Source organism: Streptomyces sp. NPDC044063, from assembly GCF_056434285.1.
In genome coordinates, this window is sequence record NZ_JBWKFM010000012.1 from 96,768 (window position 1) to 122,142 (window position 25,375).

Consider the following 25,375-nt stretch of genomic DNA (forward strand, 5'->3'; position numbering starts at 1 on the left):
AGCACGGCCGTCGCACGCCGCCGACCGTCCGACCGCTCGACACCCCACCGCTCCGCACCGCGAGGGAAGCACCATGCACCACGAGCCGCTCCCGGGCCGGGTACCCGTCGCCGTCGTGGGCCTCGGCGCCCTGCTGCCCGACGCCCACGACGTCGAACAGAGCTGGCGCCTGATCCTCGGCCGCCGCGACCTCATGCGGGACGTCCCCGCGACCCGCTGGCTGATCGACGACCACTACCACCCCGAACCGGGCACCCCGGGGAAGGTCTACACCCGGCGGGGCGCCTTCCTCCCCAAGGTGGACTTCGACCCCGTGGCGTACGGCATCCCGCCGCGCGCCCTCGCCTCGACGGACACCGCCCAACTGCTGGCCCTGCTCGTCGCCGACCAGGTGCTGCGCGACGCCGCCGGGCCCGGCGGGCAGCACTCCGGCCGGCCGCCCGGCGGCGACCGCGTCGCCGTCGTGCTCGGCGCGTCCGCGCTCCAACTGCTCGCCGAGTCCAACGCCCTCACCCAGCGGCCGGTCTGGCTCAAGGCCCTGCGCGAACACGGCCTGCCGGAAGCGGAGGCCCGGGCGGTGTGCGACCGCATCGCGGCGCACTACCCCGAACCCGACGAGGACACCTTCCCCGGCCTGCTCGGCAACGTCGTCGCCGGACGCGTCGCCGCCCACTTCGACCTGCACGGCACGAACCACACCACCGACGCGGCCTGCGCCAGCTCCCTGGCCGCCCTCTCCACGGCACTGGACGAACTCTCCCTGGGCCGCGCCGACCTGGTGGTCAGCGGTGGCGTCGACGTGGCGAACGACATCGGCATGTTCTCCTGCTTCACCACCACCCCCGCGCTGTCCCCGACCCAGGAGTGCCGGCCGTTCGCGGAGGACGCCGACGGCACCATGCTCGGCGAGGCCGTCGTGATGTTCGCGCTCAAACGCCTGGCCGACGCCGAACGCGACGGCGACGGCGTCTACGCGGTCATCCGCGGCCTGGGCACCTCCTCCGACGGGCGCGGCGCGGCCATCTACGCGCCGCGCGCGCAGGGGCAGGTCCTCGCCCTGCGCCGGGCCTACGAGGAGGCGGGCTACCCGCCCGCCGCCGTGGAGCTCGTCGAGGCCCACGGCACCGGCACCAAGGCCGGCGACCAGGCCGAATTCGCGGCGCTGCGGGACGTCTTCGAGGCCTCCGGCCGTACGGACCCGCAATGGTGCGCCCTCGGCTCGGTGAAGTCGCAGATCGGCCACACCAAATGCGCGGCGGGCGCCGCCGGGCTGTTCAAGGCCGTGCTCGCCCTGCACCACAAGGTGCTGCCGCCCACCATCAAGGCCGATCGCCCGCACCCCGCCCTGCGGGTGGAGACCAGTCCCTTCTACCTCAACACCGCCGTCCGGCCCTGGATCCGGCCGGCCGGCGGCACGCCCCGGCGCGCGGCCGTCTCCAGCTTCGGGTTCGGCGGCAGCAACTTCCACGTCACCCTGGAGGAACACCGCCCGGCCGCCCCCGCGCCCGGCGCCACCGCCCGTCCCCGGCTGCGGACCGCCCCGACCGAGCTGTTCCTCCTGGGCGCCGACTCCGCGGACGCCCTGCGCGAGCGCGTCGCCGAGCTGCGGCGGGCCGCCGGCGACGAGGACGGCACGGCGGTGGGGGGCGTCTCCGGCCTGGCCCGGCGGAGCCAGGAGGCCTTCCGGCACGACGCCGGCCAGCGGCTCGCGGTGATCGCCACCGATGCCCGCGAGCTCGCCGAACGCCTCGACCGGGCGGCGGAGGCACTGGCGGCGGGGGAGGACCCCTCCCGGCCGCTGGCCCTGCACCGGGGCGCGGGGCCGTACGAAGGGGGCCGCCGGGCCTTCCTGTTCCCGGGCCAGGGCTCCCAGTACGTCGGCATGGGCGGCGACCTGGCGGCACACCACCCCGGAGCGCTCGCGGTCTGGGACGCGGTCGGCGGCGGGTCTCTCCCCGGCGGTGACGGGACGCCGCTGCACCGCGTGGTCTTCCCGCCGCCCGCCACCGGGGAACGGCACACCGCCCAGCAGTCCCTCCTCACGGCCACCGAGTGGGCCCAGCCGGCCCTCGCCGCCCACAGCCTGGCGCTCCTGGCCCCGCTGGCGGAGTTCGGCCTCCGCCCCGACTGCGTGGCGGGCCACAGCCTCGGCGAACTGACCGCCCTGCACGCGGCGGGCACCTACGACGCCGCGACGCTCATGCGCCTGTCCCGCCGCCGGGGCGAGGCGATGCGCGACGCCGCCCGCGAAACCCCCGGCGCGATGCTGGTCGTCCAGGCCGGCCACCAGGAGACCCTGGAAGCGCTGGAGGGCGCGGACGTGGCGGCGGACGCCTGGATCGCCAACCACAACGCCCCCCGGCAGACGGTCGTCTCGGGCACGAAGGAGGCGATCGCCGCGCTGGCGGACCATCTGGCCGGCGCCGGGACCGGCACCGTGCCCCTGGCGACGTCCGCCGCCTTCCACAGCCCCCTCGTCGCGGCCGCCCGCGAGAGCTTCGGCGCGGCACTGGCCGAGGCGCCCGTCGCACCACCCGCCCTGGAGGTCTACTCCAACACGGACGCGGCCCCCTACCCGGACGACCCCGAGATGATCCGCGCCCGCCTGGCCCGGCACCTGACCGAGCCCGTGCGCTTCGCGGACCAGATCGAGGCCATGTACGGGGCCGGGGTACGGACATTCGTCGAGGTGGGCCCCGGCACGGTCCTCACCGCGCTGGTGGGCCGGATCCTGGGGGACCGCCCCCACCTCGCCGTCCCCCTCGACCGCCGGGACGCCCACGGCGTGACCGCCTTCCAGGACGCCCTCGCCCGCCTGGCCGTCCACGGTGTCCCCCTGGACTTCGCGCCCTACTGGCGGCACTACGCCCAGCCCCGCCCGGCCGACAGACAGCGGAGGCCCTCCATGACCGTACAGATCGACGGCGGCAACCTCGGGCGCCGCTACCCGCCGCAGGAGCCCACGACAGAGCGCCCGGAGCCCGAGCGGCGGACCGCCCCCGTGCCGCCCGTCGTACCCGAGCCGTCCGTCGCCCCCGTGCCGCCCGTCGTACTCGATTCACCCGTCGTCCCCGCGCTCCCGGATCCCGAGGTCGAGGAGGCCCAGCGCCAGACCGCCGACGCCCACGCCGTCTACCTGCGGTCGGTCAGCGAGGCCCACATGGCGTTCCTGAAGATGTCCGAGACGTCCTTCGCGGCGCTCGTCGCGTCCACCGGGAACGGGACGGTGCTGCCCGAACAGACCGCTGTCGTACGCGTCGAGACACCCGCCCCCGCCCCGCCCGCTCCCCGGCGACCGGACCCGGAGCCCGTCCCCGAGCCCACCCCCGAGCCGTTGCCCACGGCATTCGACCCGGCGCGCCTGGAGGAGACGGTCCTGGCCGTGGTCGCCGAACGGACGGGCTACCCCGTCGAGATGCTCGACCTGGACATGGAGCTGGAGTCCGAGCTGGGCATCGACTCCATCAAACGGGTGGAGATCCTCTCCATGCTCCACCAGCGCGTCGGCGAACTGCCCGGGCTGGCGGGCAGCCCGGAGGACCTGATCACCCTGCGCACGCTCCGGCAGGTCGTCGACAAGCTGCGGTCGGTGTCGGACGGGCAGGCCGCCCCGCCGACGACGGAGGCACCGGCGCCGGTGCCATCGGCCGGACTCGGACGGTACGTCCCGCGCACCGTGCCCGTACCGCCGTCCGGCCTGGCGATGGGCGGCCTCGGAAAGCACCTCCTGTACGTGGTCGACGGGGGCTCGGGCCTCGCCGGCCTCGTGGCCGAACGTCTGGAGGCGCGGGGCGTGCGGGCGCGGGCGGTCGAGGAGCTGCCGTCGGAGGCGCGCGCGGTGCTGCTGCTGGGCGGCCTGGCGGAGGGCCTCACCGAGGACGCCATGCTGGAGACGCAGCGCGCCGCCTTCGCCGCGGCACGCCGGGTGGCGCCGCGGTTCTCGGAGGAGGGCGGGCTGTTCGTCACGGCGCAGGACACCGGGGGAGACTTCGGGGCCGGGGGAACGCACGGTGGCCGGGCCTGGCTCGGCGGTCTGGCGGCGCTCGTCCGTACGCTCGCCGGGGAATGGCCCGGGGCCGCCCTCAAGGCCGTCGACTGCGCCCGCGCGGGCCGGTCGCCCGAGGCCGTCGCCGATGCCCTCACCGGCGAACTGCTGCTCGGCGGGCCGCTGCTGGAGGTGGGCCTGCCCGCCGACGGCGGCCGGGTGACCACGGTGGCCGTGCCGGCCCCGACCGGTACGGGAGAGGAGGAGGGCGGCCCGGGTCCCGACGACGTCCTCGTCGTCACCGGTGGCGCCCGCGGCGTGACCGCTGCCGCGGTGACAGCCCTCGCCCGGGCGCGCACGCCGCGCCTCGCGCTGCTGGGCCGTACCGAACTCGCCGACGAGCCACCGGGTTTGCCGCCCATCGGGGACGAGGCCGCCCTCGTACGGGCCCTCGCCGGCCGGAACGGCGGCGCCACGCCCGCCGACCTCGTCCGGGAGGCCCGCCGCGTACGGGCCGTCCGGGAGATCAGGGCGACCCTCGCCGCGATCGAGGAGACCGGCGCGCCGGTCCGCTACCTACCCGCCGACACCCGCGACCCGGCCGCCGTGCGGGCCGCCCTGGACGCCGTGCGCGCGGAGTGGGGCCCGGTGACCGGGATCGTCCACGGCGCCGGGGTGCTGGCGGACAAGCGGATCGCCGACAAGACCGACGAGCAGTTCGACGACGTCTTCGGCACCAAGACCCGTGGGCTGCGCACCCTCCTCGACGCGACGGCCTCCGACCCACTGCGGTCGATCTGCCTCTTCTCCTCGGTGGCCGGCTGGTTCGGCAACCCGGGGCAGTGCGACTACGCGATGGCCAACGCGACGCTCGACCAGGTGGCCGTCGCCGAGGCGGCCACCCGCCCCGGCTGCCGGGTCCGCGCCCTGGCCTGGGGCCCCTGGGACGGCGGCATGGTCACCCCCGCGCTGGCGGACCATTTCGCCGCGGCGGGAGTGCCGCTGCTGGGCGTCGCGGACGGGGCACGGGCCTTCGTCGAGGAGATGACCCGCCCCGGACGGGACGCTCCCGACGCCCGGGTGCTCCTCATGGCACGGCCCACGGACGGCGCCCTCGGCGTGCCTGTCACCGCTCCGCCGCATCCGCAGCCCGCGCGGGTGCGCGTCACCCCGGAGACCCACCCGTACCTGGCGCACCACGTCATCCGCGGCAGGACCGTCATGCCCCTCGTCCAGAACCTGGAGTGGCTTATGGCGGCCGTCCGCGACTGGCTCCCCGGGGCCACCGCTCCGGTCCTGCGGGACGTCCGGCTGACGCAACCCGTCACACGGAAGGGCGACGGAGGACTGGACGCCGAGTTCACCCTCTCCTGCACGGTCGAGGCGGACGACCCGGGCTCCTTGTCCGTCGAGCTGCGCCAGGCGAGCGGCCGCCTGCACTGCACGGCGCTCGCCGCCGACGGGCCGGCGGACGGGTACGGACCCGCGGCGGCGGAGGTACCGGCCGAACTGCCGCCCTTCGGGCGGGAGGAGATCTACGACGGAGGGCTGCTTTTCCACGGCCCGCTGATGCGCTCCCTGAAGAGCGTCGAGGGGCTGGGCCCCGCCGGCGCCCGGGGTACCGTCGTCGGCCTCACCGCGCTGGGATGGACCGGGGACACCTGGCAGACCGACCCGGCCGCCCTCGACGGCGCGCTGCAACTCGCGGTGCTCTGGGCGGGCGAGGCCCATGGTCTCGTCCCGCTTCCCATGGCCGTCGGCACGTTCCGCCTCCACCGGCCCGGCCCTGTCCGGGGCCCCGTCGCGTGCACGGTGCTCCCGGTGCGGGCCGAGGGCGCCTGGGCGCGATGCCATCTGCGGCTGACCCGCGAGGACGGCACTCCCTACGCGGACCTGCTCGATGTGGAGCTGATCCGGCTGCCGTACAGGACGGCGGTGTTCGACGCCGACACCGACGGCGGGGAGTGAGACGCCGATGGTCTTCGAACCCATCGCCGTCGTGGGACGCGGCTGCGTCCTGCCGGACGCGCACGCGCCGGAGGACTTCTGGCGGAACGTCCTCGCCGGCCGGGTCGGTCTCGGGCCGGCCCCGGCGGGACGCTGGGGACCGGCAACGGGGGCCGGTGACGCGGACCCGGAGTTCCCGGGCCGGGAGTTCAGCGGTACCGGCGGGTTCGTCCGGGGGTTCGACGAGGCCTTCGACCCCTCCGGCTACGCCCTGGACCGCGCGGAGATCCTGCGCCTGGACCCCCTCTTCCACTGGGTCCTCCACGCCGGACGCCAGGCCCTCAGCGAGGCCGGCCACCCCGGCGCCGCACCGCCGCGCGCCGGACTGGTCCTCGGCAACCTGATGTACCCCTCCTCCTCGGCCGTCCGCCACGCCGAACACGTATGGCTCGCGGCCCAGGAACCCCGGCTGCGCGACGCCCTGCTCGCGTCCGCGCCCCCGTCCCCGTACGCCCTCAACCGTTTCTGCTCCGGCCTGCCGGCCCTGCTCGCGGCCCGCGCCCTGGGGCTGGACGCGGGCGCGTACGCCCTGGACGCCGCCTGCGCCTCCTCGCTCTACGCCGTCAAGCTCGCCTGCGACCGCCTCCAGGACCGGACCGCCGACCTGATGCTGGCGGGCGCGGTGAACCGTTCGGACGCGCTCCTCATCCATCCCGGCTTCGGTCTGATGGGCGCGCTCAGCCCGAGTGGGCGCAGCCGTCCCTTCCATCCCGACGCCGACGGGCTGGTCCCCGCCGAGGGCGCCGCCCTCTTCGTCCTCATGCGCCTGGCCGACGCCCTGGCCCAGGACCGGCCGGTGCTCGCGGTGGTGCGCGGCGCCGGCATCGGCAACGACGGCCGCGGCGCGGGCCTGATCGCCCCCGACCAGGCGGGACAGGAGCGCGTCCTGCGCGCGGCCTACGCCGCGGCCGGAGTCCCTCCGGACAGCGTGGGCATGCTGGAGTGCCACGCGACCGGCACGGCCGTCGGCGACGCCGTGGAGGTCCGTTCCACCGCGCGGGTCTTCTCCGGCCACCCGGGCCTGGCCGTCGGCGCGGTGAAGGCCAACACCGGCCATCTGCTGACCGCTTCGGGCGGAGCGGCACTGCTCAAGGCCGTCGGCGCGCTCCGCGCGGGGGTCCGGCCCGGCACCCCGTACGAGGGCGCTCCGCCACGCCTGCCGCGGCCCCTCCGGCTCGTCACCGAACCCGAGGACTGGCCCGGGCCCCGCCGGGCGGCGGTGAGCGCCTTCGGTTTCGGCGGCACCAACGCCCACCTCGTCCTCGACGGCTGGGACACCACGTACACCGCCCCGCCTCTCCCGGTACCCGCTCCCCGGCGGCCGGACGTTCCCGTGGCGGTCGTCGCGCTCGCCGTACGGGTGGGGCACGACGACGGCACCGAGGGCTTCCTCACGGCCCTGCGCACCGGGCGGGCCGGCCGGGACGCGCGGGGGAGCGTGGACCTCGCGCTGGAGGGACTGCGGTTCCCGCCCCGGGACCTGCGGGAGGCACGGCCCCAGCAGCTGCTGCTTCTCGACGCCGCGCTCGAGGCCGCGGCGGCGGTGCGTCTGCCGCCCGGGCGGACGGCGGTCCTCACCGGTCTCGGCACCGACCCGCAGGTGGCCCGGTACGCCGCCCGCTTGTCCGTCGCCGGGCTGTGGCGGTGCGCCGGGCTGCCGACACCGCCGGGCCTGCCGCGGCGGCTGCGGGACGCCGTCGTGCCCGAGACCGGCCCGGCGGTGGTCCTGGGCGCGATGGCGAACATCGCCGCGAACCGCGTCAACAGTCACCTGGACCTGACGGGCCCCGGCTTCACCATCGCCGCCGAGGAGGACTCCGGCACCGCGGCCCTCGCCCTGGCCGCCCGCCTCCTGCGCGCGGACGAGGCGGACGCCGTGCTCGTCGGGGCGGCCGACCTCGGCCACGACCCCGTGCACCGGGCCGCCCTGCGCGACCTCGGGACGGACGCCGAGCCGGGGGACGCGGGCGTCGTCCTCGTCCTCAAGCGGCTGCCGGACGCCGAGCGGGCCGGAGAGGACGTCCTGGCGGTCCTCGACGACACCGGCGACCGGGCAGGCGGTCCTCCGGACCTGCGGGTGAGCACCGTCCCCCCGGACGACGCGCGGGACGACGACGCCGTATGCGACAACTCCGCGTTCTTCGGCACCCCGCACGCCGCCGCCGGGCTGCTCGCCGTCGCGACGGCCGTCGCCGCCCTGCGGCACGGCATCGGGCCCCGGCCCGGCCGGCCCTGCCTGCCCGCGCCCGGGGCGCGTACGGCCGAGGTCGTCGTCCAGGTCCTCGACGGCACCGAGCGACGCCTGCGCCTGCGGGCCGCACCGACGTCCGGCCCGCGGCCCGCCGCCCCGGCCCCCGCGCCCGCCCGCCGCGCCCGACGGGGACAGGTCGCCTTCGTCTACACCAACGGCTCGGCCTCCTACCCGCACATGGGCCGGGAGCTCACCGCCGCCCTGCCCGACCTCGCCGAGACCGTCCGGCGGCGCTGCGGTGCCGACGGACTCCCGTGGCCCCCGGCCGACTTCGACGGCAGCGGCGTGCTCGGCAGGATCTGGGCCGCCACCCGCCTCGCGGCGCTGCACACCCTGATCACGCGGGACGTGCTCGGCGTGCGACCCGACGCGGCCATCGGCTACTCCTCGGGCGAGACCTCCGCGCTCGTCTCCCTGGGAGCGTGGCCCGACGCCGCGGCGCTGGCCGAGGACGCCCGGCGCGGCGACCTGTTCACCCGCGACGTGACCGGCGAGTACCGGGCGATCCGCCGGCACTGGCGGGCCATGGGCGTGACCGGACGGCGCTGGCGCAGCTACCTGGTCACCGGGCCGCTGGAACGGGTGCGGGAGGCCGTCGCCGACGCCCCGGCGGTCCATCTGATGGCCGTCAACGCCCCGGGCGTCTGTGTCGTCGGCGGCGAGGAGAGCGCCTGCGCCGCCCTCGTGCGCGACCGCTTCCCCCACGACGCGGTCCCGATCGACTACGACATCGCCGCGCACGCCCCGGAACTGGAGGCGGTCCGCGAGGCCTGGCACCGGCTCCACCGCCGCCCCACCGTGCCCGTCCCGGACGTCCGCTTCTACCGGGGCGACACCGCCGAACCGTACGAGCCCACCGAGCGGAGCGCCGCCGACGCCGTCACCGGACAGGCCATGGGGACCGTCGACTTCCCGGCGGTGATCGAACGGGCTTACGCGGACGGGGTCCGCGTCTTCGTCGAGCACGGTCCCCGCTCCCTGTGCACCGAGTGGATCGGCCGCGTCCTGGCCGGGCGGGACCACCTGGCGGTGGCGCTCGACGAACCCGGCGGGCGCGCCGTGGAGCGGCTGCGCCGGTCGGTGGCGCTCCTGGCGGAGGCGGGGGTGGGCGATCCGGCACCGCTGCTGAGCCGCCTGGGACCGGCCGGTGGACGGATGCTGCGCGTTCCCGCCCACCTTCCGCCCGTACGGCTGCCCGTCCCGGACCCGCTGGTGACGGTGATGCGGCCGGCACCGGTGCTGCCGCCGATGCTCCATGAGGCTCCCGCCGTGGTGGCCGTCCCGCGCGCGGCCGTGTCGTCCCGTACCGCCGCCATCGTCCGGCACCGGGCCCGGGTCACCGAGCTGCACCGCCGGTACCTGACCGAGCAGACGGCACTGCACCAGCGCTACCTCCAGGGGCGGCGGCCGGCGGCCGTGGCGCCGCCGCCACGCGCCGAGCCGGGCCCGCCGGGCCCGAAGTTCGACCGCGCGCAGCTGGAGCGACTGGCGGAAGGGCCCGTGTCCGAGATCCTGGGGCCGCTGTTCGCCGCCCAGGACGGCTACCGGCGGCAGACCAGGATGCCCGGGGGCCTGCTCCTCCTGGCCGACCGTGTCACGGGCATCGACGCGGTGCCGGCCTCCATGGGCACGGGCACCATCTGGACCGAGACCGACGTGAGGGCCGACTCCTGGTACCTCGACCACACCGGCCGCATCCCCGGTGCCCTCCTGATCGAGGCCGGGCAGGCCGACCTGCTGCTGATCAGCTGGCTCGGCATCGACCTGCTCAACCGGGGCGAGCGCGTCTACCGGCTCCTCGGCTGCGAGGCCACCTACCACGGCGGCACGCCCCGGCAGGGCGAGACCCTGCGCTACGAGATCCACGTCGACGGTCACGCCGAACACGAGGGCACCCGGCTCTTCTTCTTCCACTACGACTGCTTCGCCGGCGACCGGCGCGTCCTCAGCGTCCGTTCCGGGCAGGCCGGGTTCTTCACCGATGCCCAGCTCGCCGCCGCCGAGGGCATCCAGTGGACCCCCGGCGAGGCCCTCTCCCGCGACCTGACCCACGAGCCTGTCACCCCGCCGCCCACCGCCGGCCGGTTCGGCGCCGAGGCCGTACGGGCCTTCGCCGACGGCAGGCCGTACGACTGCTTCGGACCCGCCTGGCGGGCCACGCGCGCCCACGTCCGTACGCCGCGGATCGACGGCGGCCGGCTGCTGCTCCTCGACGAGGTCACCGCCTTCGAGCCGGCGGGGGGCGCGCTGGGGCGCGGCTACCTGCGCGCGGAGTTCCGGCTGAACCCCGACGCCTGGTACTTCGACCGGCACTTCACGGACGACCCCGTCATGCCCGGCACCCTGATGATGCACGGCGCCCAGCAGGCCATGGCCTTCTTCCTGGCCGGCCTGGGCCTCACGATCGACCGGGACGGGTACCGCTTCGAAGCCGTCCCCGGCCTCCCCGGCCTCGCCCGCTGCCGCCGCCAGGCGACCCCGGAGAACCGGCGCGTGGTCTACGAGGTGCACGTCGGCGGCCTGCGCACCGGTCCGGAACCCGAACTCCACGCGGAGGTCATGGTCGGCGTCGACGGCGTCCATGCCTTCCACGGCCGGGACATGGCCCTGCGTCTCGTCCGGGACGCGCCACTGGACCACTGGCGGGAGCTGGGCCCGCACCGCGAACAGACCACCGGCGCACGCCTCGAACCCCGGCTGCTGGGCGGTCTGGTGGGTCACCGGGAGACCCGGCCGGTGGCCACGGACCACGGCGTCGAGCTCGGCTACCCCGCGATGCTCGCGTGTGCCTGGGGCCGGCCCGGCCAGGCCTTCGGGCCGTCGGCCGCCCCCATGGAGGAGGCGCCGACCGTCCTCCGGCTGCCGGGACCCCCGTACCACTTCATGAGCCGGATCACCTCCCTCGACCTGACAGCCCGTCCGTCGCCGCTCGGGAGCGCGATCGTCGCCGAGTACGACGTACCGCGGGAGGTCTGGTACTTCGAGCAGAACGGCACCCCCGTAATGCCCTACGCGGTCCTGATGGAGGTGGTGCTGCAACCCTGCGGCTGGCTCGCCGTGCGCACCGCGGACCCCGCCGTCCTCACCGGCCCCCGGGTCGTCTTCCGCAACCTGGACGGCACCGCGCGGCTCCACGGGCAGGTACGACCGGGCGTACGGACCCTGCGCACCCGGGTCGAACTGACCGGCTCCGTACGGCACGGTGACACCACGATCGTGTCCTTCGCCGTCCAGTGCGCGGCGGACGGCGCGCCCCTGCTCTCCCTGACCTCGTCGTTCGGCTTCTTCCCGCCGAGCGCGCTCGACCGGCAGGTCGGCATCCCGCCCGACGACGAGGAGCGCGCCCAGTGGGGCGCGCCCTGCGAGCGGCGGGCCGACCTGACGGGGGAGCGCGCGCCGGGCGGCGCGCGGCTGCCCGGCCCCATGCTGCGAATGCTGGACCGGATCACCGGCCACTGGCCCGACGGCGGCCCGGCAGGGCTGGGGAGGCTGCGGGCGGAGAAGCCGGTCGATCCGGGCGCGTGGTTCTTCGCGTCCCACTTCTTCCTGGACCCGGTGCAGCCCGGCTCCCTGGGCGTGGAGGCCATGGCCCAGCTCCTGCAGTACCACCTGCTGACGCGAACCCCGCCGGAGGCCCTGGCGGACGCCACCCTCGAACCGCTGGCGGCGGGGGAGTTCACCTGGCGGTACCGCGGCCAGGTCGTCCCCACGGACGGCCTGGTCACCGTCGGCCTCGACGTCACCGAGGAGGGCGAGGACGCGCGGGGCCGCTACGCGGTGGCCGACGCATGGCTGTGGGTGGACGACCGTCGCGTCTACCGCGTACGAGGTCTGGGCGTCCGCCTCGGGACCCGGGACCGCGGGACTTCGTGAGTGACGCCGTCAGCCCGGCGTGGGAGCCGTGCCCCCCACTCCGGTCTCGTGCGGTCCCAGCAGGCTCAGCGCCACCACGCCGTCGTTACGGCATCTCCCTCGAAGGGAGGAAGCCCGCCGGAGTCGCCTCCGGTCGCCGCGAGCCCGCACTAAGGTTCGGGCATCCCACGGAATCACGGGGACGGCACGGGCGGCAGGTGTCAGAAAGGACAGCGACTTGTCCAGCTATCGATATCGGTGCGCTGCATGCGGCATCACCTGGGACGAGGTCACCTCGAAGCGGCAGGCGGAGGAGGAGCGCGACCGGCATCGCCGGGAGGCCCACTACGGTGGCGCCCCCGACGGCGACAACATCCAGTCCGACGACTCCAAACCCTGGCCCGGCCGCGGGGTACTCGTCGCCGGGCTTCTTCTCGCCCTCTTCCTTCTCTACAGCGGCAGGCACGGTCAATGACCGGCAGGCGTCCGGCAGCCCGGCCGCCGCTCGGCAACCGGGGCGAACGCGCCATCCGTCCGCCGGCCTCCGCGCCGGGCGGGCTCCGGCCGGTGCCGTGTGTGGACATGGCCGTTGACGTGCGTCGATGAGCTCGCGGTAGCTGACCGGTCCGGTGCGCCGCACGGATTGACGTCGACCGGGCCAACTCCCTTCACCCGTCGTGGTGTCGGGGAGAATCACCTGGTGGGAGGGGTGGCGGTGGTCGTTTATCGTCCTCTGCCGCGCGCCGGCCGAATCCGGTCGGTGCTCCCGCCCGGCCCGCCGGGGGTCTCGGCCGAAACGCCCTGGTGGGAGGCGGTGTTCAGCCCCGACCGGGCTCCCGTCCTCGCCCGGATCGAGTGCCGCGTGTCTTCCTGGCCGTTTATCGACGTGCAAGGAACGCCGCCGCCGATCCGCGCCTCCGCCACGGGGAACAGGCCCCCGGACAAGGTGGCCCAAGGTCCGAGGGATGATCCGGCCGGTCGAAATACCGCGTTCAACGATCGTTGAGCTGTCCGATTCACCTCGTACGTCCACCCGCCACGGCGACCGTAAGCTCCCTGGAACCGCAGGTCACGGGCCGTGCAGCATGGAATCCGGCCCGGCGGTCCGCCCGGCCGAGCGCCGATTCCTCACGGAGTGACAGTGACCTCCCCCTCCACCGCGACCACCGGCCGGCTGCCCCGCGTACTGATCACCGGAGCGGCCGGTCCCGCCGCCGTGTCGTTCATGCGCTCCGCCGGACTCGACGCCCGTACGTGGTTCGCCGCCGACACCGACCCGCACGCCGCCGGACTCCACCTCGTGCCGCCCGGCCGGAGGTTCCTCGTCCCGCACGCGACGGACCCGGACTTCGCCTCCACCCTGCTGCGCCTGTGCCGGACCCAGGGCATCGACGTCGTGGTGCCCACGCTGGAGGACGAGCTGCTCCCGCTGGCCGCCGCCCGGCCGCTGTTCGAAGAGGCCGGCGTACGTCTGCTGCTCGCCCCGGAGGCGGCGCTGCGCACCGCCGTGGACACCTGGCGGCTCGTCCGGAAGCCGACCGTGACGGTCCGTATGCCCGGAACCTGGCTCCTCGACTACCGCCTCGACACCGGCGTCGTCGACTGGCCCGCCGTCGTCGAACCCCGCACGGGCGGCGGGTCCCACGGCGGCCTGACCGTCGGCGGCCCGGAGGACCTGGCCGGCCTGCCGTGGGACGGCTCGCTGATCGTGCGGGAGTTCTCGCCGGGGGCGGAGTACGCCGTCGACGTGCTCCGCCGCACGGACGGCACGCTTGTGGCGGCCGTGCCGCACAGCCGGGACCGGGTGGACGCGGGCGTGGCCGTCGCGAGCCGCACGGTCCGTGATCCCCGCCTCCAGGAGTTCGGGGCCGCGGTCGCCACCTGCCTGGGCCTGACCGGCATCTCCAGCGTGCGGGTCCGTTACGACGGCGACGGCGAGCCGGAGCTCCTCTCGGTGCGCCCGTGCCCCTCCGGCACCCTGGCCCTGACGGCCGCCGCGGGCGTGAACATGCCGGCCCTGGCGCTCGCCGACCTCCTGGGGGAACCGGTGGACCGTCCCGACGACTTCGACGAGGTCGCCATGGTCCGGCACTGGACCGAACTCTTCTTCTCACCGACCGGCCCCGCGCCGGCGGTCGTTCGCTGACGGCGTCCGGCTGCCGGGCGCGGGACTTCTCGGCGAGGTTCAGCAGGCGAATTCCGGACTGTTCGCGAAGAACGCCAGGTGCGACCACGTCTGGGCCCCGATGATCCCGTCGACCGTGATGTCGGCGCACTCCTGGAAGCGCCGGGTCGCGGCCTCGGTGAGCGGGCCGAACTTCCCGTCGACGACAAGGTCGACCGTGGTCACGCTGTTGTTCAGATAGCACTGGGCCTGCTTCACGGCCGGTCCCTCCGAACCGACCTTGAGCGTGGGCCGCACATTGGTGTGATTGCAGATCTCGGTGGCCATGGCGCACCTCGCATGCTTTTCACGTCGGATCGGGTTTCACGCCGGATCGGGTCACGTCACATCGGGGTAGGGCACCCGCAGCTTGTCCCAGGATTTCTCGCCGGGCCAGCCGTCCGCGTCGGCTCCGGTGAATCCGAGCTTCTTCTGCCACAGCGCATAGGAATTGCGGTGCTCATCGGTCCACTGCGTCTGGGCGCCGTCCGGCCCGTAGGCCGAGCAGTCCTCCTCGATGAGGCGAACGGCCATCATGCCGATGATGGGATTGTTCGGTTTGGATTTGAACCAATCGGCGCCCGGGAACGGGATGAAGCCCGAAGTGGATCGACCGACGAGCAAGAGCTGGCCGACCTCGATGTGATTCGGATCCGGGATGTGATTCCACGCCTGGAGCTGCTGGACGGTCGTATGGAACCGACCTGCGATTTTGGTGAGCGTGTCACCCGGCGCGACGACATAAATGATGTCTCCTGCTGCCATACTCGTATGCTAGTCATCCGGGCCGGTGGCTGCATTTCCTGTCGTCGTCACCTGTTCCAGGGAGGACGGCATGGGAATCCCGCGTACTTCGTCGTCGGACGTCGGATTGCAGAAGACCCGCGCGTGGGCCGGTCTGCTGGTGGTGGTCCTGGGCGACATGGCGATCGCGATCGCCGCCGTCTGGGGCGTCCTGGCCACGGACGGTGCCCAGTCGGCCGCCATCCTCACCAGCGCCTTCACCGCGGTGAGCACGATGACCACGGCCTACTTCGGCATCCGGGCCGTCACCAACACCGCGCAGGGGCGTACGGAGTCGCTGCTCACCCGGTCGGCGTCCGACGCGGACCGCCCGGAGCGTCCGTCGTAGGCTTGCTCCTCATGACGGCTTCCCTCCCGGACCACGACGGCACCACGATCCCGCGGCCGCGGACCGAGGGCTCGCTCCAACTGGTGCCGGACCGGGAGGAGATCACGCACCTCGTGTGCTGCCGTGACGTCTCGTGGCGGACGGCGTTCTGCGGCGCGCAAGGGCACGCGGTGAACCCGTCGGCGGAGACCATCTGCACGATGTGCCTCGAAATGGCCGAGACGATGCGCCCCGGCTGGCTGTCGGCCGGCGCCGGCCCGCGGGGCGAGGGCATCGTCTGCCCGGTCGACGGCAACCCGTGCCCCGACGAGCACGAGATCGACCTGAGGATCGCCCGGGAGACCGACCCGGCCGCGTAGGACACCCGGGCGGAGGCCGCGGCGGACGCTCCGTACACTACGTCCGCACGATCACAGGAACCATCGAAGGACACCGCCATGTCCGGCACCCCCTCGCCGTCCGCCCTGAGGGCCGGGCTCGTCGTCTCCGTCCCCCTGCTCGGGCTCGTCGAGCCCCGTCTGGGCGGGGTCGCGCTCCTCGCCGCGCTGATCGCGCTGTGGTGCCGCAACCCTTGGCCGCGGGGCGGCAAGGTGGCGGCGACGATCGCCGCCATGGGGCTGCTGGGTGCCGTCCTCCCCGAGCAGCCGCGCGACACCGGCCGGGGGAGCACGGTGGCGGCCCGTACGGCGGACGGGAAGCGACCCGGCTCCTCCGTGACCGCTTCCCCGCCCGCCACGCCGGCGCCCAAGGCCTCGCGCGCCGCGGTCCCGGACTACCGGGGCGTGCGCCTGGACGTGGCGTACGGCAGGGCCACGAAGGCCGGATTCTCCGTCACCCACCACGACGCGTCCGACCAGCGCAAGGCCGTCATGGCCCGTTCGCTGTGGACGGTGTGCTTCCAGGAGGCGGGCGCCTCCGGCGACCGCCCGACGCTCGACTTCGGCGCCGTGCACACCGGCGACCCCTGCCCGAAGGCGGACGGCGCTCCCGTCCCGTGGCCGCTCATGCCCGAGCTGGTGTGGAAGACCTGGTCGACGGCCCGTAAGCAGGTCGTGGACCTCGGGGTGCCCGCCGACCACGTCATGGCCCGGGCCGCGTACCGCAACGACACGCTGCCCAAGGAGGGCGAGTACGACGACTGGCGGGTGTGCGCGCACGACCCGGGCGAGGGCGGCAAGGTCACCCGCGGCACGCGGGTGACGCTCTACCTCTCGACCCAGGACAACGGCTGCCCCGAACCGGACCGGGCGACCGGCACCGCCGTGGACCTGCCGGACCGCGACGACGACGGGGACCCCGACTACCGCGACCCCTTCCCCGGCGACCGGGAGCGCGACACGGCCTTCCCCGACGGCCGCCCCCACCTGCCGGATGTCTCCGGCGGTACGTCGGGCGGCTCCCACGGCGGAGGCCACGGCGGCGGCCGGGGCATCTGCCGTCACACCCGCTGGTGCTGACGGGCCGCCGGACCGCCTGACCGCCGACCATCGGGCATCTCACGAATATCACGTGAAAATCGTCACGGTACGTCACTTTGTGCATGGGCCACGTAGTACACCGGTTCCGTTCCATCGCCGCAACGGCACCGCCCCCGCACACCGGAGACGTCTCGTGACCACACTCCCCACCGACCCCGAACCCTCCCGGGAACCCCGCCGGGAACCCCGGCCGCTTCCGCACGCCGCGAAGCCGTCCCGGCTCCTCGCCGACATCACGCCCCTGCGCACCTCGGCCGACTTCCGCCGGCTGTGGTGCGGGCACACCGTGTCCTGGATAGGCCAGCAGATGACCGCGCTGGCGGTCTCCCTCCAGGTGTACGCGATCACCGGCTCCACCTTCTCGGTGGGCCTGGTCGGGCTGTTCTCGCTCTTCCCGCTCATAGCCGCCGGCCTCTACGGCGGCGCGATGGCCGACAGCGCCGACCGCCGGATCGTGGGTCTGGCGAGCGCGGCCGGCGCGACCTTACTGTCCGTCGTGCTGGCCACGGCGGCCCTGCTGGACCTGCGCCAGGTGTGGCTGCTCTACACCGTCGTCGCCCTGCAGTCGGTGTGCTTCGCCATGAACAGCCCCGCCCGCACCTCGATGATCCCCCGGCTCCTGCCCAGGGAACAGCTCCCCGCCGCCAACGCGCTGGCGTCCCTGACCACCAACCTCGGCCTCATGGGCGGCCCGGTCCTCGGCGGCGCCGTCGTCGGGCTGTGGGGCTACAAGTCCGCGTACCTGATCGACGTGGTGGCCTTCTCGGGCTCCCTCTACGCCATGTGGCGGCTCCCCTCCATGCGCCCCGAAACCGCCGCCGGCCGGCCCGCCGGGCAGCGCGCCTCCGTCCGGGGCGGGCTGCGCTTCCTCGTCACCCGGCCCAACCTGCGCGTCACGTTCGTCGCCGACCTGGCGGCCATGGTCCTCGCCCAGCCCCGGGCGCTGTTCCCGGCCGTCGCGGGCCTCTGGTTCGGCGGGGACACGAAGACGGTCGGTCTGCTCGTCGCGGCGCCGGCCGTCGGCGCGGTGCTGGGCGGACTGTTCTCCGGCTGGCTCGGCCGGATCCACCGGCACGGCCTGGCCGTCCTGCTGTCCGTCGCCGCCTGGGGAGGGGCCGTCGCCGTCTTCGGGCTGACCCGCGACCTGTGGCTCGGCCTGGCCTTCCTCGCCGTCGCGGGGTGCGCCGACAGCGTCTCCTCGGTCTTCCGCATGACCATGATGCAGGCGGCCACGCCCGACGACATGCGCGGCCGCCTCCAGGGCGTCTTCATCGTCGTGGTCGCGGGCGGCCCCCGGCTCGGCGACTTCGTCGCCGGCACCACCGCCGACCTGGCCTCGCCCACCGCCGCGGTCACGGGCGGCGGCCTCGCCTGCGTCGTCGCCGTCGTGCTGATCGCCCTGAAGTGGCGCGGCTTCACCCGCTACGACGGACGGTCACCGCAGCCGTAACCCGCCGCCTACGAGCCGGCCGGGCCGGCCGTCGACTCCCACAGCTCGGCCGCGATGCCCGCGACCGCCGTCATCGCGCGCCGGTGGAGGCCGGGGCCGAAGGTGATCCGGGCCGCGCCGAGCCCGCCCAGCTCGCGCGGTGCGGGACCGCCGGGCAGCGCGAGCGCGTTGACGGGGGCGGGCACGGACCGGGTGAACTCGGGGAGCAGCTCGGCGGGAGCCATGATGGGGTACACGCAGTCGGCACCCGCCCGGACGTAGAGACGGGCGCGGGCGACGGCGGCCTCCTCGGCGGCTCCGTCGCCCCCGTCCTCGCGGAGGAAGACGTCGGTGCGCGCGTTGAGGACGAGACGGTCGCCGGCCGCGGCCCGCACCTCCGCCAGCCACGCGGCGTGCTCCTCCGGGTCTTTGAGCCGGCCGGTCGTGCGGTCGCTGTCCTCCAGATTGCAGCCGACCGCTCCGGTCTCCAGCAGACGGTCGACCAGCTCGGCGGGCGCCAGGCCGTAGCCGTCCTCGAGGTCGGCGGAGACCAGGACGCCGTCGGCGGCGACGGCACGGACGATACGGGCGACGGCGGCGAACATCTCGTCCGCCGGGGCGGACCCGTCGGCGTGGCCGAGGACCTCGGAGACCCCGGCGCTGGGCGTGGCCAGGGCCCGGAAGCCGGCCTCGGCGAAGGCGCGGGCGCTCGCGGCGTCCCAGGGGCCGGGCAGGACGAGGGGGCCGGGCGTGCCCCGGTCGTGGTGGAGGGCGCGGAAGGCGGCGGCGCCGCCGGAGATCGTGGTCATGAGCACGACGGTAGGTGATCAACACACCTCGTACATGGTCCACTTGGGGTGCCGATTCGTGGGCCAATCAGGTGCCGACGGGGCGCCTCCGGCCGCCCCGGGGCCGGTGCCCTCGGCGAGGGGCCGGGTCGGTACGGTGTCCGGAAGCCGCGGTCGCCGTGGCGCGTTCGAGAGCGTGAGGAAGTACCAGCAGTGCCCCCAGCGTCCACCGGCCCCCTCCGGCCCGCCGACCTCCCCCCGCCCTACGGCCCCGACGACAGCGGGGAGCCCGGGGAGCTGGGGTGCCTGCGCCTGGTGCTGGCGGTGCCGCTGGTGCTGATGCACCTGCTGTCGGGCGTGTGCGTCGCCGGGGCCTTCCTCACGCGCCCCGGCGGCGAATGGGACGACAGCGCCTACGCCGGCATCGGTGCGGTGTGCTTGATCGCGTGCGGCGTCAGCGGCCTCGCCCTGCTCCTCAGCCTCACCCCTTCCGTACGGCGGGTCCTGGGCCTGTGGTGGCTCACGCCGCCGCTGGTCCTCATCGGGCTGGCGGTGCTGCGCGTCAAGACCGTATGAGGGGACGGCGGCCCCGGATCAGCAGTGCGACGCGCTGGAGATCCGCACCGCGTCGAGCTGGCCACCGGTGACGTTGAACGTGCCGTTGGGCACGATGCACGTGGTCGAACCACCGACCCACCGGATGTACGCGACGTCGTCGTGCCGCGTGTTCACCACGCTGAGCGGTCCGCTGGGCTTGGACGGCAGGGCCTGCCAGCCCGACGTCACCTCCTTGAACTTGCCGATGACCGTGCCGTTCTTGATGAAACAGACATAGGGGTACGCGCACGTCGCCGTCGTGCCCCGCTCGTCGTGCGGCGCCACGGCCTGCGCGGTGGCCGTCGCGCTCCCGAGCAGTGCCCCCGCCGCGGCGAGAACGGCCACCATCCGCCGGGTCTCGCGTTTCGTGCCGCCCATGGGACTTTCCCCTCTCCTCGTGCCTCACGGTGGTCGAGATGAGGAGGTATAGAGGAGGAGCCGCCCGTGGGGGAAGACATGAACGGGCCATGCCCGTACCGCGGGTCAGGAGGTGCCGGTGCGCACGGCGGTGATCGCCACGGTGGTGCAGCGCATGGTGAAGTGGCCTCCCATCGCGTCGACGGCGGCCCCGAGCCCCTCCAATACCTCCGCCAGTCTCTCGGGCGGAAGACGGGTGAAGGCGCCCTGGGTGGGGATCTGGTCCAGCCACGCGTCGCGGGTGGTGGGGCGGGACCAGTCGACATGCCACAGGTCGGGCTCGCCGAACGCGCCCGACTCCCTGATCCCGTCGGCGGCCCTCGAGTGCAGCGCCTGATAGCCGTCGGTGGCCCCCCGCGCCATGGACCGGAAGTCGAAGGGCGCCTCGGGTATCACCCGCTCGCAGACCTCGGCGAAGGCCTCCGCCAGGGCCTGCGGCAGGTGAGGCACGTTCCAGAACGCCGCCAGGAGGCCGCCGGGGCGCAGGACCCGCCCGGCCTTGACCGCGCCCGCGACCGGATCGATCCAGTGCCAGGCCTGGCCGGCGACGACCGCGTGGAACTCCCGGCCCGCCGGGTCCCAGTCCTCGAACCTCGCCACCTCGACCTCGGTGCCGAGCCGGCGTGCCAGCTCGGCCATGCGCGCGTCGGGTTCGACGCCGAGGACGGTACGGCCGGCGGCCTGGAACTGCCGGGCGACGATGCCGGTTCCGCAGCCGACGTCCAAGACGTCGGGCCCGGTTCCCGGAACGGTGCCCGGGCCGGCGGCGATGACGCGGCGCACCAGCTCCTCGGGGTAGCGGGGCCGGGTACGGTCGTAGCGCTCGGCGTCCGTGCCGAACGACTCGGCCATCCGCCGGAGTTGATGCGGTCGGTCGTTGGGGGAAGGCGTAGTGGGCATGCGCCCACTATCGTGGGCGCATGCCCACTCGTCAACGGGCCGGGCAGGACCGACCACGGGAGAAGGGAAGTCGCGCATGCCGACAGGGGTAGCCCTGCACGACGCACGGGAGATGCTGTTCGACGCCGCCGAACGCGTCCTGCGCCGGGACGGGCCGAACGCGCTGACCAGCAGGGCCGTCACCACGGAGGCGGGCTGCGCCAAGGGCGTCCTGCACCGGCACTTCGCCGACTTCGACGCCTTCCTCGCCGAACTCGTCCTGGAGCGCGTCGCCCGGCTGGGCGACCGGGCCGCCGCCCTGCGCGCCTCGGCCGGCACCGGTACGGTCGCCGGCAACCTCACCGGTGCGCTCACCGACCTGTTCGAGCCGGTGGCCGTGGCGATCGTCGCCCTCATCACCTCCCGGGACGCGCTGCGCGCCCGGCTGCGCCGGGCCGGATCGGCGGGTGTCCCGCTCCTGACGGAGGCCACAGCCATGATCGCCGCGTATCTGACCGCCGAGCGCGAACGGGGCCGCGTCGCCGCCGGAGCCGACATCGACACGCTCGCCCCCCTGCTGATCGGGACCGGCCACCTGCTCTTCGCCGACCGGACGGGAACCCCGCCGGACGACGGGGCCGTCCGCAGGGCCGTGACGGCGGTGGTCGCCGGCGTCGTCCGCGACCCCGCGCCCTGAAGGGCGGCGAGCGCGCCGCGCCCCCTTCGGGTGAAGTCCCGCCCGTACCCACCCGTTCCTCACGTACCGCCCGTTACGTTGTGCCGCCACGTATTCGACCCGGTCGCGACGCACGACGCGCGCGATCACGTACGCAGGAGACGCACATGTTGACGGATGTCATGGCGCAACTGGCCACCGCGGGTGGCACGGCCGTGGTGGGCGCGGTGGCGACGGACGCCTGGCAGACGTTACGGACGGGGTTGCCGCGCTTGCTGGGCCGCGGGGACGAGCGGGAGGAGGAGCGCGTCGCGGGATCGCTCGACCACACGGCCCGGGAGCTGGAGCAGGCCGCGGGCGGCGCCCGCCAGGAGGACGAGGCACGCGAGCGGGCGAACTGGACCTCGCAGCTGCGCCGGCTGCTCAGCGAGCACCCCGAGGCCGCCCAGGAACTCGAAGCGCTGATCGCGCGCGTACGGGCCGAGCTGCCGGAGTCCCGGCGGACAGGCGGTCAGACGAACATCGCCCAGGGCGGCGGCATCCAGTTCATCAGCCAGCACGGCGACGTCAACCTCGGGAGCCTGGGCACCACGGGCGGCCCGGGCGGCGCGAGCGGCCGGGGATGGGCGTGACCGAGGCGGGCGAGGGGCCCGGGAGCTCCCCGGCCTCCGACGGTGGGGCACAGCACAACGCCGCCCACACGGGAGGCACCCAGTTCATCGCCCGCCGTGACGTGACGGTCTACCAGGGCGCGGAGGGCGCCCGGGAGGCCTCCCGGCAGGCGTCCCGCGCGACGTGGACGCGGGCGGCCGTCGCGGCGGCGGCCGCCGTGGCCGTCCTCGTCCCCGCCACGCTCCTCGGCCTCCACTACTCCCGGACCCCGTCGGGCGGCGCCGAGGCGCCCCGCGCCACGGCACGTACCGCCCGGAGCCCCGCCCAGGACGCGCGGAACGCGGCACCGTCCGGTACGCCGGGCCCCGCCGCCCCCTCCCCGGCCGCGGCGCCCGACGCGCGGGAGGCGCCGCGGGCGTCCGACGACGCCGTACGGGACGCCGCCGTACCGTCCGCCCCGGTGGCACCGGAGGCGGGGCCGGCCACCGCCACGAGCCGGGTGGAGACGCCCAGTTCGCCCTACCCCCGCGCCGACGTCTGGTGCGCGAGCCGCCGGCTGCCCACCGGGTCGCCCGACCTCACGACGCAGCCCTGCACCCAGGCGGTGAGCGGGACGGGCAGCGCGCAGTTCGGCGTGATGGTCAGGAACGAGGGGACGCGGCAGCGGGTGGTGTCCGTGTCGGTCGCGTACATCAGCACCGGCGACGTCCACGACTGCCCGCAGCGCACGGCGCCGTGGCGCCAGGTCGTGATCGGACCCGGCCACGTCTGGTACAGCCAGTTGGGACAGTGCTCGGCGGCGGGACTGAAGGGCCACCGGGTGCAGGCGGCGGCCTGGGCCGTCGAGGACACGGACGGCACGGCCGACCCCCGGAACGGCACCGTCGCCTACTCGCGGAGCGTCGACATCATGACCGACGGGCGAGCCGTGCCCGCCGGCTGAGCGGACCGGGGGCTGGCCCCACCAGCGACCCGGTGGGTAGCACGATCGCCCCGGGCGGCCGCGTACGGACATGCTGGGCCCGGCACAGACCGCCGGTTTCCCCATCATTCCGTAGGAGTTGGCTCGTGCGTGAGCAGGCAAGGCAGACGTTCCGTTCTTCCGGGCGAGGGCGAGGGCGAGGGCGGGGGCGAGGGCGGGGCGATCGGCGCGGAGCCGTTCCGGCCGTGGTCGCGTTGGCCGTCGGCGTGATGACGGCGGGTGCCCTGGCGCCGCCCGTGGCGGCGTCCGCCGCGGCCCGGCCGGACACCGTGCGGCAGGGCCTGGACGCGCTGGTGCGCTCCGACGGCGTGCCCGCCGCGCTGGCGAGCGTCAAGGAGCGTGACGGCCGCACCCGTAGCTGGACGGCGGGGGCCGGCGACCTGGCCACGGGCTCCGAGGTGCCCATGGACGGGCAGGTGCGGATCGGCAGCAACACCAAGACGTTCACCGCGGTCGTCGTCCTGCAACTGGTCGGCGAGGGGAGGGTGCGCCTCGACGCCCCGGTCGACACCTATCTCCGCGGCCTCGTCCGCGGGGAGGGCATCGACGGACGCCGCATCACCGTCCGTCAGCTCCTTCAGCACACCAGCGGGATCCCCGACTACGTCCCGTACCTCGGCGACGACATCCGGCACTACGAACCCCGCGAGCTCCTCGACACCGCCCTCCGCCACAAGGCCGACTTCGACCCCGGGAAGGCGTGGAAGTACAGCAACACGAACTACGTGCTGGCCGGCCTGATCGTCGAGAAGGTCACCGGCCGCCCCTACGCCGAGGAGGTGGACCGGCGCGTCATCAAACGCCTCGGGCTGCGGCACACCTATTTCCCCGCCCCCGGTGACGCGACCATCCGGGAGCCCCACCCCAAGGGCTACTACCGGGAATCGGCGGACGCGCCGCTCCGCGACGGCACGGAACTGGACCCCTCCTGGGCCTGGGCGGCGGGTCAGATGGTCTCCACCAACTCCGACCTCAACCGGTTCTTCACCGCGCTCCTGTCCGGTGACCTCCTCCCGGACGCCCAGCTCGCCCAGATGCGCACCACGGTCCCCGCCGGATACCCCTTCGCCTCGGGCGCCCGCTACGGACTGGGGCTGGTGAGCACGCCCCTGTCGTGCGGCGGCGTCGCCTGGGGCCACGGTGGCAGCACCACGGGCTACGAGACCCGGGGCGGCGTCACCGAAAAGGGCCGCGCGGCGAGCGTCGCGGTGACCGTCCAGCCGAACGCGGCGACCAAGGAACACATCGAGCACGTCGTGGACACGGCCCTGTGCCGCTGAGTCGCCTTCCGCCTCGCCGGCACTACTGAGGCCCCAGTCCGTTCACCGCAGGTGCCACGGTTCCCAGCCGCCGCCCGGTGCCGACTGGACGACCTCCCACGTACGGTCCCTGTTCCACTCGCGTGCCGTCAGGTGCAGCCGCCCGTCGGGAAGCTGCTCCACGGCACTCGGCTGGCTCAGGCCCGCGTTCGGGTCCGGGAGCGGGCCCATGGCCTGGACCGGGCCCCAGCCGCTGTCGCCGTTCTCCTGGTGCCGCAGCTCCATCGAGCCGCCGGTCCGCGACGCCGAGGCGAACGCGTCGATGCCGCCGTCCCGTTCCTTGAAGAGGACGACCGCGCCGTGGTACGGCATCGGCGCCAGGCCGAAGGGCTCCGGGGTGCTCCAGGAGCCGTCGTCGCCGTCCTTCACCGCGTGGCAGAACGTGCCGTAGGTGGAGAACAGCAGCTCCAGGTCGCCCGCCGAGTTCTCGATCGCGGTGACGGCGTAGCTCTTCGGGCCCACGGTCGCCGCGCTCACCCGCTGCCACGGCCCGTACGCGCCGCCCGCCGTCTCCTGCTCGCGGTGCCAGGCGAACGGCAGTCCGCCGGTCGCCGTGGCGTCGTAGAAGAGCTGGAACTGGGCTGTCCGGCCGTCCGCGCGGTCGACGGACACCAGGCTGTCGGACACCGGGCCGCCGGCCATGCCCTTGGCCCGGGTGTCCGTCGAGCACGCGGCCGAGACGGACCCGGCCGCGGCCGCGGGAGTCGTCACGGTACCGGCACCGATACCGGCACAGGCGAGCGCCAGCGCCACCGCGCCGCGCGCCAGCGTCCCGCCCTGTCCGAGTCGTAAGTGCATCCGCTCCCC

19 protein-coding genes are annotated in these 25,375 nt (G+C 74.8%); 13 read left to right on the forward strand and 6 right to left on the reverse strand.

The annotated features are described in order from the left end of the window. The first annotated feature begins 73 nt into the window (after positions 1 to 73). The 4 genes from AC07BS_RS16985 (at position 74) to AC07BS_RS17000 (ending at position 14,241) form a co-directional block, all read left to right on the forward strand. On the forward strand, positions 74 to 5,953 hold the full coding sequence (locus AC07BS_RS16985; protein WP_478932881.1) for a type I polyketide synthase: 5,880 nt from the start codon (positions 74 to 76) through the stop codon (positions 5,951 to 5,953). Between the two features lie 7 nt (positions 5,954 to 5,960). After that, entirely contained in the window at positions 5,961 to 12,116 is a 6,156-nt protein-coding gene (locus AC07BS_RS16990; protein ID WP_478932883.1) for a beta-ketoacyl synthase N-terminal-like domain-containing protein, read from the forward strand. Between the two features lie 217 nt (positions 12,117 to 12,333). After that, on the forward strand, positions 12,334 to 12,570 hold the full coding sequence (locus AC07BS_RS16995) for a hypothetical protein (protein ID WP_478643369.1): 237 nt from the start codon (positions 12,334 to 12,336) through the stop codon (positions 12,568 to 12,570). Between the two features lie 666 nt (positions 12,571 to 13,236). Continuing rightward, on the forward strand, positions 13,237 to 14,241 hold the full coding sequence (locus tag AC07BS_RS17000) for an ATP-grasp domain-containing protein (RefSeq protein ID WP_478932885.1): 1,005 nt from the start codon (positions 13,237 to 13,239) through the stop codon (positions 14,239 to 14,241). A gap of 39 nt (positions 14,242 to 14,280) precedes the next feature. On the opposite strand, the gene AC07BS_RS17005 is transcribed toward AC07BS_RS17000, so the two are convergent. Both AC07BS_RS17005 and AC07BS_RS17010 read right to left on the reverse strand, forming a co-directional pair. Next, complete coding sequence (locus tag AC07BS_RS17005; protein ID WP_478643366.1) at positions 14,281 to 14,547, reverse strand: peptidoglycan-binding domain-containing protein; 267 nt, start codon at positions 14,545 to 14,547, stop codon at positions 14,281 to 14,283. 51 nt (positions 14,548 to 14,598) lie between these two features. Further along, positions 14,599 to 15,024, reverse strand: a complete 426-nt coding sequence (locus AC07BS_RS17010; RefSeq protein ID WP_478643364.1) for a peptidoglycan-binding protein — start codon at positions 15,022 to 15,024, stop codon at positions 14,599 to 14,601. A gap of 70 nt (positions 15,025 to 15,094) precedes the next feature. Here AC07BS_RS17010 and AC07BS_RS17015 point away from each other — a divergent pair, with 70 nt between their 5' ends. The 4 genes from AC07BS_RS17015 to AC07BS_RS17030 all read left to right on the forward strand — a co-directional run bounded on the left by AC07BS_RS17015 (position 15,095) and on the right by AC07BS_RS17030 (position 18,319). Then, positions 15,095 to 15,391: a hypothetical protein gene (locus AC07BS_RS17015; RefSeq protein ID WP_478643363.1), complete on the forward strand. Its 297-nt coding sequence runs from the start codon at positions 15,095 to 15,097 to the stop codon at positions 15,389 to 15,391. Positions 15,392 to 15,402: 11 nt separating this feature from the next. Continuing rightward, entirely contained in the window at positions 15,403 to 15,750 is a 348-nt protein-coding gene (locus AC07BS_RS17020) for a hypothetical protein (RefSeq protein ID WP_478643361.1), read from the forward strand. Between the two features lie 78 nt (positions 15,751 to 15,828). Beyond that, complete coding sequence (locus AC07BS_RS17025; protein WP_478932888.1) at positions 15,829 to 16,848, forward strand: PASTA domain-containing protein; 1,020 nt, start codon at positions 15,829 to 15,831, stop codon at positions 16,846 to 16,848. A gap of 154 nt (positions 16,849 to 17,002) precedes the next feature. Further along, entirely contained in the window at positions 17,003 to 18,319 is a 1,317-nt protein-coding gene (locus AC07BS_RS17030) for an MFS transporter (protein ID WP_478643358.1), read from the forward strand. A gap of 8 nt (positions 18,320 to 18,327) precedes the next feature. Here the strand turns inward: AC07BS_RS17030 and AC07BS_RS17035 are convergent, their stop codons facing one another. Then, positions 18,328 to 19,107: an isocitrate lyase/PEP mutase family protein gene (locus tag AC07BS_RS17035; RefSeq protein ID WP_478932890.1), complete on the reverse strand. Its 780-nt coding sequence runs from the start codon at positions 19,105 to 19,107 to the stop codon at positions 18,328 to 18,330. A gap of 192 nt (positions 19,108 to 19,299) precedes the next feature. Here AC07BS_RS17035 and AC07BS_RS17040 point away from each other — a divergent pair, with 192 nt between their 5' ends. Then, on the forward strand, positions 19,300 to 19,662 hold the full coding sequence (locus tag AC07BS_RS17040) for a hypothetical protein (protein ID WP_478643354.1): 363 nt from the start codon (positions 19,300 to 19,302) through the stop codon (positions 19,660 to 19,662). 18 nt (positions 19,663 to 19,680) lie between these two features. Here the strand turns inward: AC07BS_RS17040 and AC07BS_RS17045 are convergent, their stop codons facing one another. Both AC07BS_RS17045 and AC07BS_RS17050 read right to left on the reverse strand, forming a co-directional pair. Then, positions 19,681 to 20,061 (reverse strand): hypothetical protein, encoded by a 381-nt coding sequence (locus tag AC07BS_RS17045; RefSeq protein WP_478932892.1) that lies wholly within the window; start codon positions 20,059 to 20,061, stop codon positions 19,681 to 19,683. A gap of 105 nt (positions 20,062 to 20,166) precedes the next feature. Next, positions 20,167 to 20,952 carry a class I SAM-dependent methyltransferase gene (locus AC07BS_RS17050; protein WP_478643351.1) on the reverse strand — a complete coding sequence of 262 codons (786 nt, stop codon included), beginning with the start codon at positions 20,950 to 20,952 and terminating at the stop codon, positions 20,167 to 20,169. Between the two features lie 124 nt (positions 20,953 to 21,076). On the opposite strand from AC07BS_RS17050, the gene AC07BS_RS17055 reads away from it, so the two are divergent. The 4 genes from AC07BS_RS17055 to AC07BS_RS17070 all read left to right on the forward strand — a co-directional run bounded on the left by AC07BS_RS17055 (position 21,077) and on the right by AC07BS_RS17070 (position 24,529). Then, positions 21,077 to 21,676 carry a TetR/AcrR family transcriptional regulator gene (locus tag AC07BS_RS17055; RefSeq protein ID WP_478643349.1) on the forward strand — a complete coding sequence of 200 codons (600 nt, stop codon included), beginning with the start codon at positions 21,077 to 21,079 and terminating at the stop codon, positions 21,674 to 21,676. A 146-nt stretch (positions 21,677 to 21,822) separates the two neighbouring features. Beyond that, positions 21,823 to 22,287, forward strand: a complete 465-nt coding sequence (locus AC07BS_RS17060; RefSeq protein ID WP_478643347.1) for a hypothetical protein — start codon at positions 21,823 to 21,825, stop codon at positions 22,285 to 22,287. After that, the gene (locus AC07BS_RS17065) at positions 22,284 to 23,210 is read left to right on the forward strand and encodes a hypothetical protein (RefSeq protein ID WP_478932895.1); all 927 of its coding nucleotides are present in this window, start codon (positions 22,284 to 22,286) and stop codon (positions 23,208 to 23,210) included. Before AC07BS_RS17060 ends, AC07BS_RS17065 begins: the two co-directional genes overlap by 4 nt. A 125-nt stretch (positions 23,211 to 23,335) precedes the next feature. Beyond that, positions 23,336 to 24,529: a serine hydrolase domain-containing protein gene (locus AC07BS_RS17070; RefSeq protein ID WP_478932897.1), complete on the forward strand. Its 1,194-nt coding sequence runs from the start codon at positions 23,336 to 23,338 to the stop codon at positions 24,527 to 24,529. Between the two features lie 42 nt (positions 24,530 to 24,571). Here AC07BS_RS17070 and AC07BS_RS17075 read toward each other — a convergent pair whose 3' ends face one another. Continuing rightward, positions 24,572 to 25,366: a PLL family lectin gene (locus tag AC07BS_RS17075; RefSeq protein ID WP_478932899.1), complete on the reverse strand. Its 795-nt coding sequence runs from the start codon at positions 25,364 to 25,366 to the stop codon at positions 24,572 to 24,574. Positions 25,367 to 25,375 lie beyond the last annotated feature (9 nt).

Excerpts from the sequence above, each read along its gene's own strand:
- AC07BS_RS16985 (WP_478932881.1), top strand. The coding sequence starts at position 74 with ATGCACCACGAGCCGCTCCCGGGCCGGGTACCCGTCGCCGTCGTGGGC.
- AC07BS_RS16990 (WP_478932883.1), top strand. The coding sequence starts at position 5,961 with ATGGTCTTCGAACCCATCGCCGTCGTGGGACGCGGCTGCGTCCTGCCG.
- AC07BS_RS17005 (WP_478643366.1), bottom strand. The coding sequence starts at position 14,547 with ATGGCCACCGAGATCTGCAATCACACCAATGTGCGGCCCACGCTCAAG.
- AC07BS_RS17010 (WP_478643364.1), bottom strand. The coding sequence starts at position 15,024 with ATGGCAGCAGGAGACATCATTTATGTCGTCGCGCCGGGTGACACGCTC.
- AC07BS_RS17015 (WP_478643363.1), top strand. The coding sequence starts at position 15,095 with ATGGGAATCCCGCGTACTTCGTCGTCGGACGTCGGATTGCAGAAGACC.
- AC07BS_RS17020 (WP_478643361.1), top strand. The coding sequence starts at position 15,403 with ATGACGGCTTCCCTCCCGGACCACGACGGCACCACGATCCCGCGGCCG.
- AC07BS_RS17025 (WP_478932888.1), top strand. The coding sequence starts at position 15,829 with ATGTCCGGCACCCCCTCGCCGTCCGCCCTGAGGGCCGGGCTCGTCGTC.
- AC07BS_RS17035 (WP_478932890.1), bottom strand. The coding sequence starts at position 19,107 with ATGACCACGATCTCCGGCGGCGCCGCCGCCTTCCGCGCCCTCCACCAC.
- AC07BS_RS17045 (WP_478932892.1), bottom strand. The coding sequence starts at position 20,061 with ATGGGCGGCACGAAACGCGAGACCCGGCGGATGGTGGCCGTTCTCGCC.
- AC07BS_RS17050 (WP_478643351.1), bottom strand. The coding sequence starts at position 20,952 with ATGGCCGAGTCGTTCGGCACGGACGCCGAGCGCTACGACCGTACCCGG.
- AC07BS_RS17055 (WP_478643349.1), top strand. The coding sequence starts at position 21,077 with ATGCCGACAGGGGTAGCCCTGCACGACGCACGGGAGATGCTGTTCGAC.
- AC07BS_RS17060 (WP_478643347.1), top strand. The coding sequence starts at position 21,823 with ATGTTGACGGATGTCATGGCGCAACTGGCCACCGCGGGTGGCACGGCC.
- AC07BS_RS17075 (WP_478932899.1), bottom strand. The coding sequence starts at position 25,366 with ATGCACTTACGACTCGGACAGGGCGGGACGCTGGCGCGCGGCGCGGTG.